Here is an 18,450-nt window from a genome sequence, read left to right as displayed (position 1 = left end):
AGTGGATTTGTTACTATATCTTTTAAATACTTTGTTTCAGACCAATGATTAAATAATGGATGCTTCATAACTATATTCCTCGCTTCTAAGTATTGTAGATTTTTGCAATTTACTTAGAAGCTTAATACGACAGCCACATTTTTTAATTTTTTTAAACGACGAATCACCATTCTACCCTTTCCTTTTTATATTGAGAATTGTTTAGAATTACTTCCAAGAAGTTAATTTTCAGTTTTAGTCTTATTTCAATGCTATGGTAACTAAAAATATAAAAAGACGCTACATAGAGCGCCTATAATAAAAGTATTTTAGTCTTAAAGCATTAGAGTAAATGTTTTATTGTGTGAAAAATAAGAGAACTTATTGTACTGGACCTAATAACCCCATAATTTCTTCAGCTTTAGGATTTTGGATGCTATAGTAAATTTCTAATCCCTGACGATTCCCCTTTAAAACCTTCCCTCTCATTTTTGATAAATGTTGGGATACTGTGGATTGTGGAATATTTAAAATTTCAGTCATTTGGGTTACATTTAGTGTTTTATGTTTAGAAAGCTCACTGATCAATTTTAAACGCATTGGGTGTGCCATAACTTTTAAAAGCTCTACATCCTCTTCTAAAATCGTGTTATCTACATGATGGTTCGCAAATCTCGTCATAGTTTTTTCTCTCCCTTATTTGTTTTCTCTAACTTAGCGTAACTTCCGTATTACATAATATTAGTATGTTTGAATGTTTAATATTAATTTAACTACCTAAAGTATACAATTTCAGTTTGTGTATGTAGTGGAGTTAATATGTGGTTTGCGTGAAGTTATATCTTGTAAATTTGCCATTTGAACACTTCACATTCATAGTCAACAAAAATAATTAGTTTTTAATCATTTACTTTTATAGGGATACGAAGATATTGTCTCGAGTATAGAATTATGTGTATATCAAATGTTTATTCAAAATATGAAAAAAATATATATCACAAGGGAGATAAAGAAATGTATTTTGTAAATGAAGAACATGAACGTAATTATCTCAAACTATTAGATGCAAGAAGCGTTGAACCTAGTGATGATCCTCAATACGAGACATCTTTTTACATAACTGCATATCCGGAAATATACAAATGTTTTGATTGGGGTACCTGTAAGGTAGAATACTCTCCATTAGGTGAACTAATATATTCTCAAGGGGATAAAAAAGGAATAAATCCTGACGCACTTACTGGAACAACCCTACCACTTGCTAAAGCTGGTCAATCTTTATTCAATGGATATAATTGGAGCATTAACTATTGGAGGAAGTGTATTTTCCTATACTGCAGGAGGCATTACACCTGCTTCTGCTGAATCTCAATTTATACAGAAAGCATCACCGGTTTTTGATGACTGGCAATGGCAAAACTATTTTTCACTCCATCATAATGCAGACTTCTTACAAGAATTAGCCCTTGGTGATTTGAAGCAAGGAGATACTTTTGACATTAGAATTTATACAGGTGGTAAAGATACAGGTATTGTAAAGATATATCGATTAAGTGAAGATGAGAATGAAGTAGTAAATATGCAAAGATATAAAACAATATATGATACTGGTACTAAGCATAATTATGGTAGATTTGTAACACCTATTACATCAGTTTATAAGCCAGGATCATATGTAGCTGTTATGAAACTTGGAGAAAATTATTATTATGGTGGCAGCTTTAAAATTAAAAAATAATGAATGTTAATTTCACTAATGATAATATTTTTGATATGATCAATGTATAATAAAATTATAACTCATGTAAGAGTCTAAGCGTTATTTGATCAACGATCGCTCAGGCAATGAGTTATACCCCTTGGAAAAGGTACCTTGCAGCAGGGGTACCTTTTCTTTTATTTTTAGTTATAAAATAGTTTAAATAGAAACTATGTAGTTAAAAAGTATGATGATTAAATTGTAATTGAAGTGAACCATATATCCCATATGAATATTTTTAAATATTAGAAAGAAAATCATTTGAGCGATAGCTGGTATACCGATGATAGCTAAACATTGCACCCAATTATAATTATATGTAGAAAGATGGAGTAGTCCAAATGAGCTTCCAGACAAAATTAAAGAGGTTGTAATTGAAGGAATGGGACTTATTATGAAGGAACGTATGATTTTGTGCCAAATGAATAATATAGATACAAACATAATGTTCTCACCAAATAATTGAATTGCAATACCAGGCGTTTTAAGGAACATATTGGTCATCCCTTCATTTTCAATGGGGTTAGATGTTCCATTGAATGTTGTAAGAGCTATTAGTACAGACAAAAAAACAACATTATAATGTAAATAATGAAAGCACTGAAGAAAGATGTTTTTAGCTGCCGGCAAGTAATTTTTTTAGAAATCAAAAATCTTTGATTCCACATTATGAATAGAAAAACATATGAGATAGGAAACGAAAAATATACTGCTTTAATTATGTATTGCATCAGTATATCTATTTTATTTATATAATTAAGCGTAAATGAAGGGAAAGGTATGTAAACTGTAGCAATACAAAGTATGATTAGTATTAGGAGCTGCAAATACGTTTTAGTTTGCACTAAGCAATCTAAGTATGTATTTGCAGCACTAAACGCGTTTAAAGACCGCTTAGACTCTCTAAAAAATGCGTTCATAACACCCCTCCGTTTTTATATTGGTAAATACATTTGACTAATACTCTAACACTCCATTCTTCCCTACTTTTATGAAATGTAATCTCATGCACATTTTATAAAACTTCACGTACCGTAATTATTGATTATATTTAAAATATAGTTAACAAAGGGATTTCTATTCCAAAAGAAAAAAAGCACCTTTTTGGATGCTCCCTTTATTATATATATCAACTAATTAATACTTCATCATATTGGTTATGCGGGTTATTTCAAAGTGCTCATTTTTATCTTTCAGGTAGTTCTAATTGATAAATCAAGAACTATTTCTTCATTCTCTCTTCAACCCCACTAATAAAACTAATACTCAAACTAAACAAACCAAACAAGAAAATACAGGTAATCATTCATTTGCTAACCTTGAAAAAGAATTTGATGCTAAACTCGGTATTTATGCATTGGACACGGGTACGAATCAAACTGTTTCTTATCGATCAGATGATCGTTTTGCATTTGCATCTACATCCAAATCATTAGCTGCGGGAGCTCTTTTACGTCAAAACTCAATAGAAGCTCTTGATTAAAGGATTACGTCTACTCGTGAAGATCTTTCTAATTATAATCCAATTTCAGAAAAGCATGTTGATACAGGAATGACGTTAAAAGAACTTGCTGATGCTTCTGTTCGATATAGTGACAGTACGGCACATAATTTGATTCTTAAACAATTAGGTGGTCCCTCTGAGTTTGAAAAAATATTAAGAGAAATTGGTGATACTGTTACTACTTCAGAACGATTTGAACCTGAATTAAATGAAGTGAATCCAGGAGAAACACATGATACCAGTACATCAGAAGCGATAGCTAAGACGCTTCAATCTTTTACATTAGGAACTGTACTTCCACTTGATAAACGTGAACTATTAGGGGTCACCATACATGACAATCAAGCTAAGTTTTCATGATGTCCCCAAAACAAGAATTTCATGAATTTTTACTGTTTTGGGGTGTTTCTTTTCACTAGATTGATGGACATGTACTGCTACCCCAATTATGTAGCAAGTGTTTTTTTATGATTTGATTGTTTTACAATACACGAGCGTCGTCTTCTATAGTTTGTTTTTTAAATTTTTGAGTCTTATTTTTAGATTTTTTGAAAGTTAGAGCCATACCAACAAAAATTAGAGTAATCCCTGATACTTGCATTAAAGTTGGTCGGAATCCTGTAAGCACCGTGTCCAATAAAATTGCTACAGCTGGATCTAAAAAAACTAATATCGAGATTAATTTTGTTGATAAATCACGTAAGCTATCAAAGAATAAGTAGTATACCAATCCTGTATGGATAAGGCCGGTTGCTATAATATACGTCCAATTACTTTGAGTCAGTCCATGGAATGCATCAAAATCTATAAAGGGTATTAGAAGAAAAATCCCTAAAAATGTTTGCAAAAAGGTCATTGCATAAGCACTCATGTTCTTAATACCTTTCCCAAATAAAGTTGTAAATGCATAAAACAGAGCTGCGAGAAGTCCCCAAACCATGCCAGAAGACATTAACGAGTCGAAAGAGAAGTTTTTGTTTATGCCAGCGATTAATAACGCTCCTACAAAGCAGATAATGATAGAGATAACAGATAATACTGTTAATTTTTCTTTAAAAACAATACTTCCAATGATAAGTACAATTATTGGAGCAAGGTGATAGACTGATATTGCAACTGTGACTGACATATTTTCAAACGCTTTAAATAAAAATACCCAATTAAATACAAGGAAAAATCCACATATCAAGACTTGAATAACTTCTTTTCGTTCCCATTTATCATGTTTGTACTGTCCAGTAATTAGCCAGCATAGACCTAAAAATATTGTAGCAAAAATGCATCGTACAAATACCAACTCAAATGAAGGTAAATTTGTTTGTACGGAAAAAAAGCCGACTGAACCGAAAATAACCATTGATATTATCATCTTCAAAGCCGGTAATGATTTTCTCTCAATAGAATTTTGTTGAATCAATTTAATCCCCCCGTTAAATATCTAATTTTTAGTAAGAAAAGCACCGTCCTTCTATAAAGGGCAGGTGCTTTTAATTTATCTACAAAAAACACTTAATTATAAATTCTTCCCAGCTGTCCAACCACCATCTATGACAAAGTTGGAACCTGTAACAAAGCGAGCCTGATCAGAAATTAAATATTCAATACACGAAACAATATCCTGCGGTAGTCCCCACGTATCTAAGGATTGATTGCTTTTTATAAGGGATACCAAACGCTCATCACTAAAATATTCTTCTGTAAGCTCTGTCCTAATGACACCGGGAGAAATACTGTTCACTCGTATGTTCTGCTTACCAAATTCCATAGCCATCTGTTTAGTAAGTCCAATTAGAGCATGTTTTGATGCAACATAAGCTGCTCTTTCAGGTTCAGCCATTAATCCTGAAACAGATGCTATATTTACTATGCAACCTTTTGTTTTAGACTTGTACCAACGCTTAGCAGCTTCCCTTGAAAGAATAAATGGTGCTACTAAATTAACATCTATTACTTTTTTAAATAGATCATCAGAGAGTTCTAATACAGGTGTTATTTCCCTGATACCAGCCGCGTTTATAAGTATGTCGGGACAAAGGGTATCTGTATCCAATTGTATAAAAAGATTATTAATCTCATTGCTGTTACTTAAATCTATTTGTACTAACTTAAAAGACGTATGTGTTTTTGTATAGTCTACTAATTTATTTGTATTAATATCAAGAGCTATTACATTGAATGATTTTTCTAAAAAATATTCAATACAAGCATTTCCTATACCACTGTTGGCGCCTGAGATCATAATAGTCTTATTTTTTATCATTTTGGCTCCTTATAAGAAAACGTTACTAATAAAATGTCACGTAAGGCTTCTGTATTACACTCTGTTCCTAGTGGTGTTACAGCGTGGAATACCTTTTGTCCAAATACTAAAGTTTCTAGGGGATCCTTCAAGCTAATAAGCTTGTTAATTTCCCTAGGGCTGTTTGCAATCAGATTGTCTCCGCCAAGAGCTGTATTACTTAAATTCATGAGATGTAAAAAGACAATCGGCTCATCATCCTTATGTAGCCAAATTGGAGAGCTAAAAGAAGGATTTTCTCTAGTTGCCTTATATCTTACTTGATGTAGACCTATAACCAAATCCTTACTTGTATCAAGTATATTTGTATTAGATGCAAATTCACTATCAAAGCGAACAATTTTCTCAATTAATGAATTATGTAAAAATTCATCTGTTATACTGTTGAAATTTCTAATTTTCCCACCATCGTCATAATTATATTCTTCAGATTGGAAATATCCATTGTCTGTATCTAGAACATAATCTGAAGAACCAGCGTATTTTATATATCTTGAATAGGCTCTAGCGCGACATTCGCCATATGCGTCGTTTTGTAAGCTGTAGTAGTCTAACTGTGCTTTCGTAAGTAATGCTTGATCTTCTTGATCTTGTAAAAAAATATCATTAGAGATTTGAATGTATCCATTTGATTCGAATTCATGTACCTTTTGTTCTACGTCAAAACTGCTTGTCTTATTAGAAACTGTTGATAGCATAAGAGCACCTCAAACTTTCAAATTATATTTTCCCCACTGTATATTCAGCATGAAGCATGGGTTGAGGAGTAATATGTTTAATAACCTTAAATATAACTTGTTAAATTAATACACAACATTAACTATCCATTAACTATTTGGTTATTAATAACTCCCATTACAGTATAAACCATATTAGAGAATTTCTGCAAACTTTTTCGAATTGTATGAAATTTTATTTTAATTAGTTTTTTATTCTGACTCGCTAGGCTTTTTCTCTTTATTCCCCATTTTTGCTTGTCCTCTCCAAAATGTCAGATGTATCATTCAAATAAATTCTTTTCAAATAACGTCGATTAATCCATCTGTATAAATATATGTATATAAAGACGAGAATTGATTTTTTAAAAAGGTAAAATATTACCTTTTATTAGTAGAATGTTTTCTCTCCATATTTTTATTATTGAAAAAACTAAGTGTTAAATCAAATGCAAATATTCATATCGTTATTTCTTGATTATAAAATATAAAGAACCACCACTGCTAAATGGAACGCTATGCATGACCACCGTCATCCTAGTCCAGCGCTAATCTATTAGCAAAACATTGAACCCTTATTTCGAATGCATTCTCTTTTTATCTTCTTTTTCAACAATCTTTTGCTAATTTAATATTCAGTTGTATGTAGTGCTATCACCCTTAAATATATTTCCATGTAATCTAAATTTGATATTATGTTCAAGCGCAAAATACATAAGGGGATTAGGAATATGGAAAGACCAGTTGTTATTGAGGAGGTATCATAGAGAAAATAAAAAGCACAGTTACGCACTTTTTGGCTACGCCAAACCGAAATTCATCTCCCACCTACCGTTGGGCTACACCCTTCACACGCTTGAGGAAGGAGAATTCTTTCGGGGAATTCGTTAAAGGCTTTATGTGCGAGATCACACAAGTGTTGTATATCGATAGAATTATTCATTACCTTCTCCTTTTAATTAGATTAAATGCTGATTTTTTACATTGTTCCTTTGTAGATTCATAAAATATTTTCCGTCAGGTATAACTCACGACAAATATTACTATAAAATATCAAAATAGTACAATTCACGACAAAATATTACTATACTTTTTTTATGAAAATCATATATTATTTATTTGTACTTAACATCTAAATATCGAAGCAGATAGAAAAAAGGTGAAAGACTCTTTATCTGAGTGGAAAGAAATAGATCTTTTTCTTGTAATTTTCTAAACGACACTGAAATGAGCGAAGGTAGTTTCTTGATTCTACAAGATCCAATTATAGAATACGAGAAAACAGTGAAGAACCTACAAAATACAAATACAAAGTGGCATACAGTGGTATTCTATGCGAGGGCCAAGCTGGAAAAGAGATTCAAAATACAGCGAGAGTCACAGGAGATACTGTACCACCGCAAGAACCGACAGCCAAAATTTCAATTCAATCACTTGAACAAAATAAGATTGAAAAAGTGGATGCTGCTGATTCAAATGTAAAAATGCTGTGTTCCAAATTTCAGACAAAGATGGTAAAGAGGTTGAGAAATTAACAACAGATGAAAATGGTAAGGCTACTTCTGAACCACTATGATTCGGAAAATACACAGCGGAAGAAATTCAAGCACCAAATGGATATGTGTTATTTAGAGATCCATTTGAGGTAGAGGTCTTATCATCATTACAAAACATAAAAGTAGAAAACACAAAAAAACGAATGGAATATTCAAAATAATGGCGGTATAGTGCCAACTATTTTTATCTAATTGGCACTATATTAATGGTCGCAACATTAGTTTTATTTTTCCGCAAAAGAGGAAGAAATGAATAGATTTCAAAATTTATAGAAATAGTAAAGGAGACAAGACATATTTAAAAGATTTTTAATATGCTGTTAATCTTTGTATTAACAGTCTCTATGCTACCTAGCTTTATTACCGCATCGCATAACATATTATTAATTTTCTGAGTACAATGATTGTTAATTAACAAAAAACAGCACCTCTAATTAAGAGGTGCTGCAATATAAAGCCAAAGTAAAAGTAGACTTTAGACACTTAGTGCACAGTAAATTGACCTCAAAACAGTAGTTACTGCAATACCTGGATTTATTTATTCTATAACAAAAGAAATGTCACTTAGGAATTATTGCTTTAAATCCATTTTGTATTAGGCATTCTTTGTATATTACTTTATATTTATAAAAATATGGATACTTGAATTTTCCACTTCATTTTTAATTAATAATCAAATTACCTATAAATATAATGCACTTAAAATTATGAACGAAAACAAATAAACGTTTAACCATCCTCTTATCTCCCCTATGGGATTTATTTTCAATCAATATCTATAGTATTACCTTAACCAATAAAAAAGATTATAAAGGAATCTGAGAGGTCGATTTTTGGATTCATGATCATTTTTCGAATTAAATGTAAAAAAAGGTAAAAATAACCCGTTTTTATGTAATATTTTTCTCTTTAACTTAGTGTAATCTATATTGACCAGATAATTGTTCTTCAGCCATTCGAATTAAGTGTTTTGTAATTTCTCCACCTACAGAATTATTTTCACGTGCTGATATCTAAGTCAAGTCTTCCCCAAATTCACTAACCATCTCTAAACTTATCCACTCAAATACATTTAATTACAGGTGAAATTAAAATATCATTGCATTATCCAATCCAGCCTATTTATTTATTTTTAGCACAAATAAAACCTTATTTAATCATGTAAAAAACACATAATTAAATAAGGTATTGATTGTTGTAAATTCACACTAACAAATCTGCAAATGAGGTACCCACATTATTCTTTCGTTTCATGTGCTTTTCTAAATAGATTTTTGTTGTTTGGATATTTTCATGCCCCAATGTTTGCATTAAATGATATAAATCTGCATTTCCTTGTTCAACTGCCATAATTGCAAAAGCATGACGGAATGTATGCGCCGTTACAGGATTTTCACGATACTGTAGAAATTCTAAATTGGTCTTTTTTATCATATCCGTTACCTGGTTCGATAACGTTTTTGAATTATAAAAATTCCCTCTTTGATTTACAAATAAAGGACTTTCATCTCCTCGATCCAATATAGTTTGGAACCCTCTTCTTCGTCTCATTTCACAAATACATTGGAATAATTGTTCAGAAATGAAAAGTTCACGCACTTTATCCCCTTTACCCTTGACTCTTAACCAATACTTTCCGTCATAGTGTAAATCTTTTACCCTTGTTGTACACAATTCTTGAATTCTTGCACCGGTACTTGCTAGAGCTAGTAAGATTGTATAGTTTACTAAATGCCCTCTTTCTTTATAAAACCCTAAAATTTTCATAACTTCATCATAAGATAGATCCCGATTCGGCCGATCCTGTTCATTTACATTTGCACGCTGTAGTTCCTCATGAAGAGGCTTTTCAATATAAGAAAAAACATGAAGGTGTTTTAGAAAAGAACGAATGAGCACTGTTTTTTTTGCAAGTGTTGCGACTGCATATGTTTCCCCATTCCTACCGTTCTCTACCTGCTTCAACCAAGAGTGGTATTTACGAATATGCCAAGGTTGCAATGTTTTTAATAAAGAGTCATTTTGCTGTACTTCCCCCCCATTTAATTCGAAATCCTCTGCATGCTGCACCATGCACTGACAAAATGATAAAATTTCAGATACATAACTTTTTTTCGTATCCTCTTTTCTATTCTTCTTCTCATCCATATCTTTTTGTAAATGTACGAAATGATAAATGACTTCCATGTCACTTAAATACGTATATTTACTCTTTCCCTCTTTTTCTGCAATCTCCATCTTCTCTTCCACTTTATCTACATAACGATTGTTATGCAGGAATGGAAAGATATCTCTTATATTAGCTACATATGTATCTATACATTCACTTTGATTATTTATAATAGGTAAGTTTTCTCTTCCACTTTCATTATCCATATTTCAAATTCACCTCTCCTATTGAAGATTATGAATATAATTCTCTTTATTAACTATACTTATCATTTTATTTCACTTCTATCAATTATACAAATTAAAATTCATATTCTTTCTGTAAGAATACTATATTCTTCTCCATTAACCTATACTTATATTTTTTTATAAATTATTAGTAAATAGATATAGTTTAACGATTAACTACTTTATATTAAAATTGCTTTTATAATTAAATTAACTATAAAAACCCATTAAAATATAAAATAAACTACAAATATTTTTAAACTATAAAAATGTATAAGAACTTTAATAAATTCTATTTCTTATTTTAAATTTAACTCCTATTCTGATATGATATATACATATCTAAAATACTAGCAAACAATAGTTATGGAGGTGTCCTTACATGACACAAGATTTATTGTTCATTACAAAACCTACTGTAACGACAAAAGAGGCAGCCGGCTTATTAGGAGTAACGGTACAAACAATTTTACAAAAAGAAAAAGATGGATTAATAGAATGTGTATATAAAGATAATTGGAAGCAATTCGGTAGTAAGATTTTCTATTTAGAGGATATTGAACGTTTAAAAAATATTGAAGAGGTTGAGGGTTATAGCACAAAAGAAGCAGCTGAAATTCTCAATGTAGCAACATCTACAGTTTTTACATATATCAAATCTGGTAAATTACCTGCTTCAAAGATTGAAAAACGTGGAAAAGAAGTATATATCATTGATAAAGATGACCTTGAAACTTTTCAACTTACTTATGAAAAAACTACATCAAAAGAGCGAAAAACATTCATTACTAAGATTCAAGAAGAAGATATATATTTATATCAATTATTAACACATCAACATACCGGAAAAATAGCTAGAGTAATAGAGATCAATGGAGCAGACGGCAAGATTCTTACAGAAGACGAAGAAATTTTCCCTCTATCCACTTATAAGGAACATGATTACTCCTTTGAACCTTTCCATAAACAAGCTGTAATTACAAAACGAGGGTATTTATCTTTTTCATTTAAAAAACCTCAGCTATTTAATTCCATCATTTATAATCTAATAAATTTATTTTATAAAGAGCTAGGTGTCACAAATATGCGATTGAGTATTTCATCTGATACTATTAAATTAGAAATTAAACCTTTCGTATTACAAGTTGATCCATTGCAATTTCAAGAAGAGATTAAATACTTACATTCTCATATGAAATCCGGCACGATACTTCCACATGTAGAAGGGATTTATTTTAAAAGTAATGTAGAGCCATTAACTTTTCATGCGGATCATGAATTTAAACAAAAAGTAGTTCAAATGGCCGCGGATGCTGGTATGGGACAGGAAGAATTCTTATTGCAAGCTGTAAAATTTTATATAACAAATTTAGAAAAAGCGTAGAATTTAATTTTCTACGCTTTTTTAAATCGCTCAATTTATACTTGATTCTCTTCTAAGCATTAATTATCTATATAAGGAAATTTAGATGTTCTATCTTTAAAGCACTACAGTGTGCACAAATGGGTTCTAGTGCGAAAACTTCAAGATAATTGCAAGTAATCTCTAAAACTTGGACATACTGATACTATTACTCTAATTGAGGGTATTTCTTTTTATTAGCTTGATAGCGATGGGGCGGTACCCCTACAAGTAAAAAACCAAAATATCTTAGTCCTCCATTTACTATTATATAAGTACGATTGAATATATTGATTTTTTTCTATATAATTACTGGTATCCATTATATAGAAAAAATTAACGCATTAGTTTTTTTTCAATTATCACCTCATAAATTAAATAAGTAATCTTAAGGAGGAGTAAAAATGAATTCATACTCAAATAAGCAAAAAACAGTATCCCTTATAATAGCCTCATTTATCTTTTCCGGTTTTGTATTAACCGGTATATACAATTTTACAAAATCAAATCTCTTTTATGTAAATTTAGGAGGTTTAGTCCTCAACAGTTTCATGTTACTTGTAGCAGCTAAAGCATTAATGAAACAAATTAAAAACTAAATATATATAACAAAAAAAGATAAAATAGATTTAAGTCTATTTGGGGTATCGCTATCAAGCTAATAAAATTAACATGGAGGATTCAACTTGAATAATCTACAAAACTTCTTAAAAGAAAATCCATTTATTAAATGTTCTCTATATATAATATTAGGGTCCGGAGTAGTAAAAATAGGTTATGAATTTGGCTATTTCATTGCAAACTTCACATTATAAAACAAGGAGTGGTGTTAATTAACATAACAACACTTATCAGTAGTCTATATATTTAAAAATCTATAAAAAGTCCCTTCAGATTAATCTGAAGGGACTTTTTATTCACATAATTGGCGTTAGCTAAAGTTGTTATCTATTCGTTTTAAAATACTCTGAGTGTTCTACTTTCATAGATAAAATGGTACCGCCCTCTGTACAAACATCAGCAATAACTCTTGAAAACTGACCAGAGTGTTTACCTGTATTAATCGGTCTTAAACATGCCTGTGCATCTAATGAACCTTGTCCAATCTCTTTAGATCCACAATTAGAGCATATCTTAATTATTTGTAATTCCTTCTTTCTAAAAATTTAGTTCCTATAAACCTTTTATTTAAATACAACAACCCGCTCCTCTGTTCGGAGAGGAGTGTAGTCCACACCCACTAATCATTCTCACCTGAATACACTTTTAAGTCTTCCATTGCTATGGCTATGGCATGTTTTTCTGTATCAATTAACGATAACCCCTGTTTAATTGGAGCCCAATACTCATATCCGTAATCCTCAAACCACGCAAAAACTTCTGTACTGAAAAAACCATCATTTCGTTTGATAACTTGGACTTTGTATCTTTTGCTTGGCGAAACAATCTCTTTAATGATTTCTTCCATTGTCTATCTCCCTCTACCTTTTATCCAGATTGTAACACATCAAGAATATAGATGATGAAAGGTATTTTGATTGCATAAGGTATTCATGTTAAGTTTACATAACCTATCATTATCAGTAGTCAACGATGCATAAAATTTTCGTTATGGGGGTACTTCAAAATCTTAGCTTGATGGGCATGTGGTGCTACCCCTAATTTATCCAACTTGCAACACGTTTGTGATATCCTTACCCTATTCACTCTAACTTGCAACACGTTTGCGGTATCCTTGCTCAAATCATAATAAACATGATATATCCAGCAGCTTAAGTCTTTTAATATAATATTAAAAAGTGGATATGCTTAATCGCATATCCACTATCAAGAAAGTATATATTTCACCTTATACATACTTTCTTCCTATTTATATACTTACCTTCGCTTCTCCAGCATCCTGTTTTTTAATTAAATCTAAGTAAAAATGTGAGACAGTTGTGTTGTAATAAGGAGAAATGAAAATAAATGATAGATTAAATGTAAACATTCCTATAAATACGGCTAATAAAAACCAACCAATAAATGATAACCAAAGAACAAATAACTTTAGCTTTTGTCCTTTCATTATTCTTTTACTTTCCCTCAATGCTTCACTTGCTGTATAATCAGGATTCTCTACTAATATGTAATACGACATGGAATAAGAAAAATATTTAATAATACCTGGAACAATTAATAAGAGACTCCATAAAAAAAGAAAAATAGCTTGCAACAGTCCCAATTTTATTGATCTAAACAAATTGCTTTTCTTAAACCCTAGAAATACATCGTCCACTTTAGCGTCTTCATTTTTCCCTAAATGTAAGGTGAAAGCAGAATATCCATAATTAAAGATGCCTTGTATGGAACTGTAAATTAAGAAACAAATAAGTCCTAAAAAAATATAAATTAGAATAAGTAAAACTAGTGCAGTAGGGTCTACTTGGGGTTGCCCACTAATTGAATAAACAAAGATTACATCCAAACCAATTACCCCAATAAACAGGCCAACTATTAAATACATGAATGTCGCGATTGCTGATGCACTAAGAGTAGGTACAAAATAGTTTAACGCTGATACTCCTATACCTACCCCCCATTTACCATCTAACGAATTAAGTGCTGCTTTCTTTAAATTTCTTGTCATACTTGTATTCCCTCCTTTTTTCTTATTTTCCTTTACTGAAAAAATAAAAGAACTTGTAGCAGGCCCCGCTACAAGTTCTTTTAGCCAAATACTTTAGCTCATCAAAAAATCATTTATTCTACACAATCGGGGGTAATGCCTAAAATATGGTTTGTTAACATCATTATATAACATAATTATGAATTTTTGTTAAAAATTCTATATATTCAGGCGAATGATTCTCCATTTTTTTACTTATTTTCATGTAGGGGTACCGCCACATCGCTATCAAGTTAATGTTTTAAATTACCCCCATAACGAAAATTTTATATCACTATAACAGTCACTTATGAGAAGTTAGGTCATTTTATTTATTGTTATGCTGTTTTTTTGTGACACACAGTACAATTATAGACAACATCTAAAATATTAAAGAATGTCTTTTTCTCATAACAGTGAAACTTTCGCCCATTTTTCTGTAGGAGGATAAACAGACGAAGCAGGATCACTTGAGTTGGAAGCTTTTGATACAATCCGATATAGGCTTCGTGAATTTCGTGGGTTTGCCCTGGTTGTAGCTGGAATGATTTTGCAATTGTTACAGAAAAAAGAACCGATATTCTTACAAATCTGGAAAATCAAAAGTGGCTGTTTATGAAACTTTCTATATTTATACTTAAAGTTGGTGCAACTTCTTTATTGCATTAGATAGTAATGTAATTTATAATACGTTTAAATGATTAAATTATTAAACGGAAGGTAATGTTAGCGAAATGAACTGTAATGATAAAGTAATGCATATTTTAGAAAATTTAAGACCATGTTTTCAAGGGTTGGGAGATCCAACTCGTCAGCAAATTGTATCACTTTTAATTGATAAAGATAGCTTGAATGTGACGCAAATTGCGGAGCATATTCCCATGTCAAGACCTACTGTATCTCATCATTTGAAAATATTGAAACAATCTGGGTTACTTCAAGTTCAGAAAAAAGGCACTGAAATGTATTATTGTCTTGAATTTAATGAAACAATAAATCTTTTAAAAGAACTTGTTTCTTTAGTTGAAGATGAATGTAAGAATTAGGTACTCATTTATAGTTTAGGGACACCTCTTGTCCCTTTTTTTAGCAATATTATGTTGAAAGGTTTAAGTTTTTAATCATTTAAACTTATAATCTCACACTAATTTAAATGGAGGTTTCAGATGAATAAGAAAACAGTATTAATTGTTGGTGGGTATGGAGTTGTTGGTAGTCAAATTGCTCGAATTTTACATGATCGACATCCTGATTTGGAAATTAGATTAGGAGGAAGAACCTTAGGGAAAGCGTTACCTTTTGAATCAGAGAGAGTAAAAATAGTCAAGGTAGACAACACAACAGATGATCCTTTAAGAAATTTGGATGATAATTTCACATTAGTTGTTAATGCGGTTAATGACCCCCAAGATAGACTACTTCTATCTGCAGTTCGAAAAAAAATTCCATTGGTTGACATTACTCGTTGGACTGAACGATTTAAGAGTTCTATTGATCGATTAAAAAATATTGAGGTCCAATCCCCTGTTGTATTAGCTTCAGGGTGGATGGGGGGGACTGCAGCCCTTTTTTCTAAAATTTATTCAAAAGATCTTCAAGAGGTTACGGTTGATATCAACGCACTATATTCTCTTCAAGACAAAGCAGGACCAAATTCAACAGCATATATGGACCGGTTAACTATTCCGTTTGAAGTCAAAGCTCGAGAGGGAATGCAACAAGCTTATCCAATGACTAATCCAATCAAAATCCGCTTTCCCAACGGTTATATAACCAAATGTTATCGTTTGGATACACCTGATCACGTAACCCTGCCAGAATCAATTCATGCTGTTTCGACTAACTTTCGTATTGCTTTTGATAGTAAAATATCTACATATGGACTGGTTTCTCTGGTGAATACAGGGATTTGGAAAATGATTAGCGGAGAAAAATTTACCGAATTACGGAAAAATATTCTCTATAAACCCGGAAGGGGAAGTGCACATAACATAGTTATTCACCTTAAAGGTTATGATGCAACTGGTGTATTGCATAGACGATGTGTGAACATATCAGATCCGTTAGGACAGACACACCTTACTGCTTTAGGAGCAGCTGTCCAAGCAGAGAACATTTTACAACCATCTGATATTGTGGTTCCTGATTCTAAAATTTACTTTCCGGAAAATTTATTAGATTTGGGTGTGAATGCATCTGCAATTTTAGATTTTTATAGGGAATATGGGGTTAATATTACGAAAGAAAATATATAAAAGGTATCGTTCTATTCGTGGTAGTACACATATGGCTATCAAGCTAAGAAATATAAATATCTCCAAAACGAGAGAATGTGCATCTTCATGTAAAAATGTACATTCTCTCGTTCTGCGGTGTTATAAAATTCTTAAATTGATGGGCATGGGATACCGCCAGCATTTTGGAAAAAAACCACGTTAAGAGTATGCAAGATTTTATACAGTTTTTCGGCTAATCCAGTAACAAACGAGAACCCTAAAACCCCTTCCAGGATAGGAATGTATAAAAAGATGAATAGCGTTATAGAAAATAAAAAAGGGGATTCCTTCTGAGAGTAAGGATTCCCCTTTTTCTTTGCTACTGATAATAGGACGTTATGTTAACCGAGCATGAATAGAACATTCATCATTTTTTCTCTTGTATTCACTTGTACTAGAATTAAACTAGTCTTCAAACCAAAATAACACTTCAATAGGTGCTTTTAAAACTTTTGCAATATCGTAAGCCAATTTTAATGAAGGGTTATATTTTCCGTTTTCGAGATTACCAATTGTTTCTCTTCTAACTCCAACCTTATTAGCTAAATCTCCTTGGGACATATTTAGCTTTACCCTATATTCTTTCATCCGAGTAATCAACGTCATCCTGCATCCCTTTCTTTTCTCTACGTTCAAATATTTCTAAATTAATTAGAAAAGTTCCTAACGGTATTAAAATTGAAAGTGCAAAAAATAAACGAATTACATGTACATTTTCAAAAATAGAAACACTTAAGAGTAATATACTACCAAATACTAGTGTTACAAAAAATGCCCTTGTAGCGGCGATACGAACATGCAATATAAAAAGCTCATCTGGTATAACTTTTGCGTATAAAAAAAAGAAAAAGAAAAGGAAATAGTAGTGAGGCGAAAACGAATTTTCACTTAAAAATGAGAAAGGTGCCAAAAAACCTAAAAAGCCAATAAACCCTAAGTAAGCTAATTTATTCTTCATATAAGATCTCCTTTGTGATATTTTTCGCTCTTTATGCGATAAATATATCACATAAAAAGCGAAATAAAAAGGAATTGAAACGGTATATCTTTGTTTCAAACCAATACTTTTAACTTCCGCTTTCGATAATTATGTAAATAAGCTGTCCATATGGACAGCTTATTAGCGTGGGTTCTGGTGCAAAAACTTCAGGACAATTGCAATAAATCTACAAATCTTGGACATACTGATACTACTAATCTAAAGAAGGTGCGTGATTGGTATGGAAAAGGAAAATTTATTCAAATGGAAACATTATCAGCCTGATATTATTTTGTTAACGGTAAGATGGTACCTACGGTACAACCACAGTTTTCGTGATTTAGTGGAAATGATGGAGGAACGGGGCTTATCCATTTCTCATACAACGATTATGCGTTGGGTTCATCAGTACGGTCCTAAATTGGACAAACGAATCCGAAGTCACCTTAAACAAACAAATGACTCCTGGAGAGTCGATGAAACATATATCAAAGTAAAAGGTCAATGGATGTACCTGTATCGTGCTGTTGATTCAAAAGGAAATACAATCGATTTTTACCTAAGCAAAACAAGAGACCAGAAGGCTGCAAAGCACTTTTTCAAGAAGGCCTTGCAGTCTTTTCATGTTTCAAAACCTCGTGTTATAACAGTCGATAAAAATCCAGCTTATCCTATTGCAATTGAACAGTTGAAAAAAGAAAAAAGCATACCTGGTGGTATGCGACTTAGACAACAAAAGTACTTGAATAACATAGTAGAACAAGATCATCGTTTTATAAAGAAACGAATTCGTTCTATGCTAGGGTTCAAATGTTTTGACACAGCTACATCCATTCTTTCTGGAGTAGAAGTCATGCATATGATTAAAAAAGAACAGGTTGATTTACGGGACCAGTCTGTCCAAAATCAAAAAGAATTCATCCATCAATTGTTTGG

At 31.6% G+C, this 18,450-nt stretch carries 19 protein-coding genes and 4 pseudogenes; 11 read left to right on the top strand and 12 right to left on the bottom strand.

The window, feature by feature from the left end; translation table 11 throughout:
- A pseudogene (locus tag NSQ08_RS29725) lies at positions 1-68 on the bottom strand (type B chloramphenicol O-acetyltransferase); the annotation flags it as partial.
- A gap of 292 nt (positions 69-360) precedes the next feature.
- Positions 361-660, bottom strand: coding sequence for an ArsR/SmtB family transcription factor (locus tag NSQ08_RS29720; RefSeq protein WP_002144111.1), 300 nt, complete (start codon positions 658-660; stop codon positions 361-363).
- A 270-nt stretch (positions 661-930) separates the two neighbouring features.
- On the opposite strand from NSQ08_RS29720, the gene NSQ08_RS29715 reads away from it, so the two are divergent.
- Positions 931-1,344 carry a DUF2538 family protein gene (locus NSQ08_RS29715; protein ID WP_157404386.1) on the top strand — a complete coding sequence of 138 codons (414 nt, stop codon included), beginning with the start codon at positions 931-933 and terminating at the stop codon, positions 1,342-1,344.
- On the top strand, positions 1,265-1,717 hold the full coding sequence (locus tag NSQ08_RS29710; RefSeq protein ID WP_063226272.1) for a DUF5065 family protein: 453 nt from the start codon (positions 1,265-1,267) through the stop codon (positions 1,715-1,717). Before NSQ08_RS29715 ends, NSQ08_RS29710 begins: the two co-directional genes overlap by 80 nt.
- A gap of 180 nt (positions 1,718-1,897) precedes the next feature.
- Here the strand turns inward: NSQ08_RS29710 and NSQ08_RS30025 are convergent, their stop codons facing one another.
- On the bottom strand, positions 1,898-2,233 hold the full coding sequence (locus tag NSQ08_RS30025; protein WP_040963200.1) for a hypothetical protein: 336 nt from the start codon (positions 2,231-2,233) through the stop codon (positions 1,898-1,900).
- A 751-nt stretch (positions 2,234-2,984) separates the two neighbouring features.
- On the opposite strand from NSQ08_RS30025, the pseudogene NSQ08_RS29700 reads away from it, so the two are divergent.
- A pseudogene (locus NSQ08_RS29700) lies at positions 2,985-3,563 on the top strand (serine hydrolase); the annotation flags it as partial.
- Positions 3,564-3,723: 160 nt separating this feature from the next.
- On the opposite strand, the gene NSQ08_RS29695 reads toward NSQ08_RS29700, so the two are convergent.
- The 3 genes from NSQ08_RS29695 to NSQ08_RS29685 form a co-directional block, all read right to left on the bottom strand.
- Complete coding sequence (locus tag NSQ08_RS29695) at positions 3,724-4,611, bottom strand: DMT family transporter (RefSeq protein WP_420796449.1); 888 nt, start codon at positions 4,609-4,611, stop codon at positions 3,724-3,726.
- A gap of 144 nt (positions 4,612-4,755) precedes the next feature.
- Complete coding sequence (locus NSQ08_RS29690) at positions 4,756-5,502, bottom strand: SDR family NAD(P)-dependent oxidoreductase (protein ID WP_002144105.1); 747 nt, start codon at positions 5,500-5,502, stop codon at positions 4,756-4,758.
- Positions 5,499-6,239, bottom strand: coding sequence for a 2OG-Fe dioxygenase family protein (locus tag NSQ08_RS29685; RefSeq protein WP_340780634.1), 741 nt, complete (start codon positions 6,237-6,239; stop codon positions 5,499-5,501). Before NSQ08_RS29685 ends, NSQ08_RS29690 begins: the two co-directional genes overlap by 4 nt.
- A 1,331-nt stretch (positions 6,240-7,570) precedes the next feature.
- Here NSQ08_RS29685 and NSQ08_RS29680 point away from each other — a divergent pair.
- Entirely contained in the window at positions 7,571-7,792 is a 222-nt protein-coding gene (locus NSQ08_RS29680) for a hypothetical protein (protein WP_235707132.1), read from the top strand.
- A pseudogene (locus NSQ08_RS30020) lies at positions 7,747-7,974 on the top strand (prealbumin-like fold domain-containing protein). Before NSQ08_RS29680 ends, NSQ08_RS30020 begins: the two are co-directional and overlap by 46 nt.
- A gap of 753 nt (positions 7,975-8,727) precedes the next feature.
- Here NSQ08_RS30020 and NSQ08_RS29675 read toward each other — a convergent pair.
- A pseudogene (locus tag NSQ08_RS29675) lies at positions 8,728-8,823 on the bottom strand (small, acid-soluble spore protein, alpha/beta type); the annotation flags it as partial.
- Between the two features lie 193 nt (positions 8,824-9,016).
- Entirely contained in the window at positions 9,017-10,189 is a 1,173-nt protein-coding gene (locus tag NSQ08_RS29670; RefSeq protein WP_340780633.1) for a tyrosine-type recombinase/integrase, read from the bottom strand.
- A gap of 403 nt (positions 10,190-10,592) precedes the next feature.
- On the opposite strand from NSQ08_RS29670, the gene NSQ08_RS29665 reads away from it, so the two are divergent.
- From NSQ08_RS29665 to NSQ08_RS29655, 3 genes are all read left to right on the top strand, one after another.
- Entirely contained in the window at positions 10,593-11,594 is a 1,002-nt protein-coding gene (locus tag NSQ08_RS29665; RefSeq protein ID WP_340780632.1) for a helix-turn-helix domain-containing protein, read from the top strand.
- A gap of 422 nt (positions 11,595-12,016) precedes the next feature.
- Positions 12,017-12,211 (top strand): hypothetical protein, encoded by a 195-nt coding sequence (locus NSQ08_RS29660; protein ID WP_002144060.1) that lies wholly within the window; start codon positions 12,017-12,019, stop codon positions 12,209-12,211.
- An 87-nt stretch (positions 12,212-12,298) separates the two neighbouring features.
- Positions 12,299-12,427, top strand: a complete 129-nt coding sequence (locus NSQ08_RS29655; RefSeq protein WP_265324914.1) for a hypothetical protein — start codon at positions 12,299-12,301, stop codon at positions 12,425-12,427.
- Between the two features lie 425 nt (positions 12,428-12,852).
- On the opposite strand, the gene NSQ08_RS29650 is transcribed toward NSQ08_RS29655, so the two are convergent.
- The gene (locus NSQ08_RS29650; RefSeq protein ID WP_012259869.1) at positions 12,853-13,080 is read right to left on the bottom strand and encodes a hypothetical protein; all 228 of its coding nucleotides are present in this window, start codon (positions 13,078-13,080) and stop codon (positions 12,853-12,855) included.
- Positions 13,081-13,482: 402 nt separating this feature from the next.
- On the bottom strand, positions 13,483-14,241 hold the full coding sequence (locus NSQ08_RS29645; protein ID WP_340780630.1) for a DUF975 family protein: 759 nt from the start codon (positions 14,239-14,241) through the stop codon (positions 13,483-13,485).
- A gap of 752 nt (positions 14,242-14,993) precedes the next feature.
- On the opposite strand from NSQ08_RS29645, the gene NSQ08_RS29640 reads away from it, so the two are divergent.
- A complete protein-coding gene (locus NSQ08_RS29640; RefSeq protein WP_000995769.1) occupies positions 14,994-15,305 on the top strand; it encodes an ArsR/SmtB family transcription factor in 312 nt (103 codons plus the stop codon).
- Between the two features lie 120 nt (positions 15,306-15,425).
- Positions 15,426-16,514 carry a saccharopine dehydrogenase NADP-binding domain-containing protein gene (locus NSQ08_RS29635; protein WP_002144057.1) on the top strand — a complete coding sequence of 363 codons (1,089 nt, stop codon included), beginning with the start codon at positions 15,426-15,428 and terminating at the stop codon, positions 16,512-16,514.
- A gap of 426 nt (positions 16,515-16,940) precedes the next feature.
- Here the strand turns inward: NSQ08_RS29635 and NSQ08_RS29630 are convergent, their stop codons facing one another.
- Positions 16,941-17,141, bottom strand: coding sequence for a helix-turn-helix transcriptional regulator (locus tag NSQ08_RS29630; RefSeq protein WP_000172689.1), 201 nt, complete (start codon positions 17,139-17,141; stop codon positions 16,941-16,943).
- Entirely contained in the window at positions 17,110-17,493 is a 384-nt protein-coding gene (locus tag NSQ08_RS29625) for a DUF3796 domain-containing protein (RefSeq protein ID WP_002144055.1), read from the bottom strand. The genes NSQ08_RS29630 and NSQ08_RS29625 overlap by 32 nt, the downstream gene beginning before the upstream one ends.
- A 262-nt stretch (positions 17,494-17,755) precedes the next feature.
- On the opposite strand from NSQ08_RS29625, the gene NSQ08_RS29620 reads away from it, so the two are divergent.
- Positions 17,756-18,450: IS6-like element ISBwe2 family transposase (locus tag NSQ08_RS29620; protein ID WP_340780629.1), on the top strand; the 695-nt coding region annotated here is incomplete at its 3' end.

The sequence above is a fragment of the Bacillus sp. FSL E2-8887 genome (assembly GCF_038007205.1).
Classification (GTDB): domain Bacteria; phylum Bacillota; class Bacilli; order Bacillales; family Bacillaceae_G; genus Bacillus_A; species Bacillus_A mycoides.
Note: the sequence above shows the minus strand (reverse complement) of the source record. Positions and strands in the feature narration are given on the sequence as shown.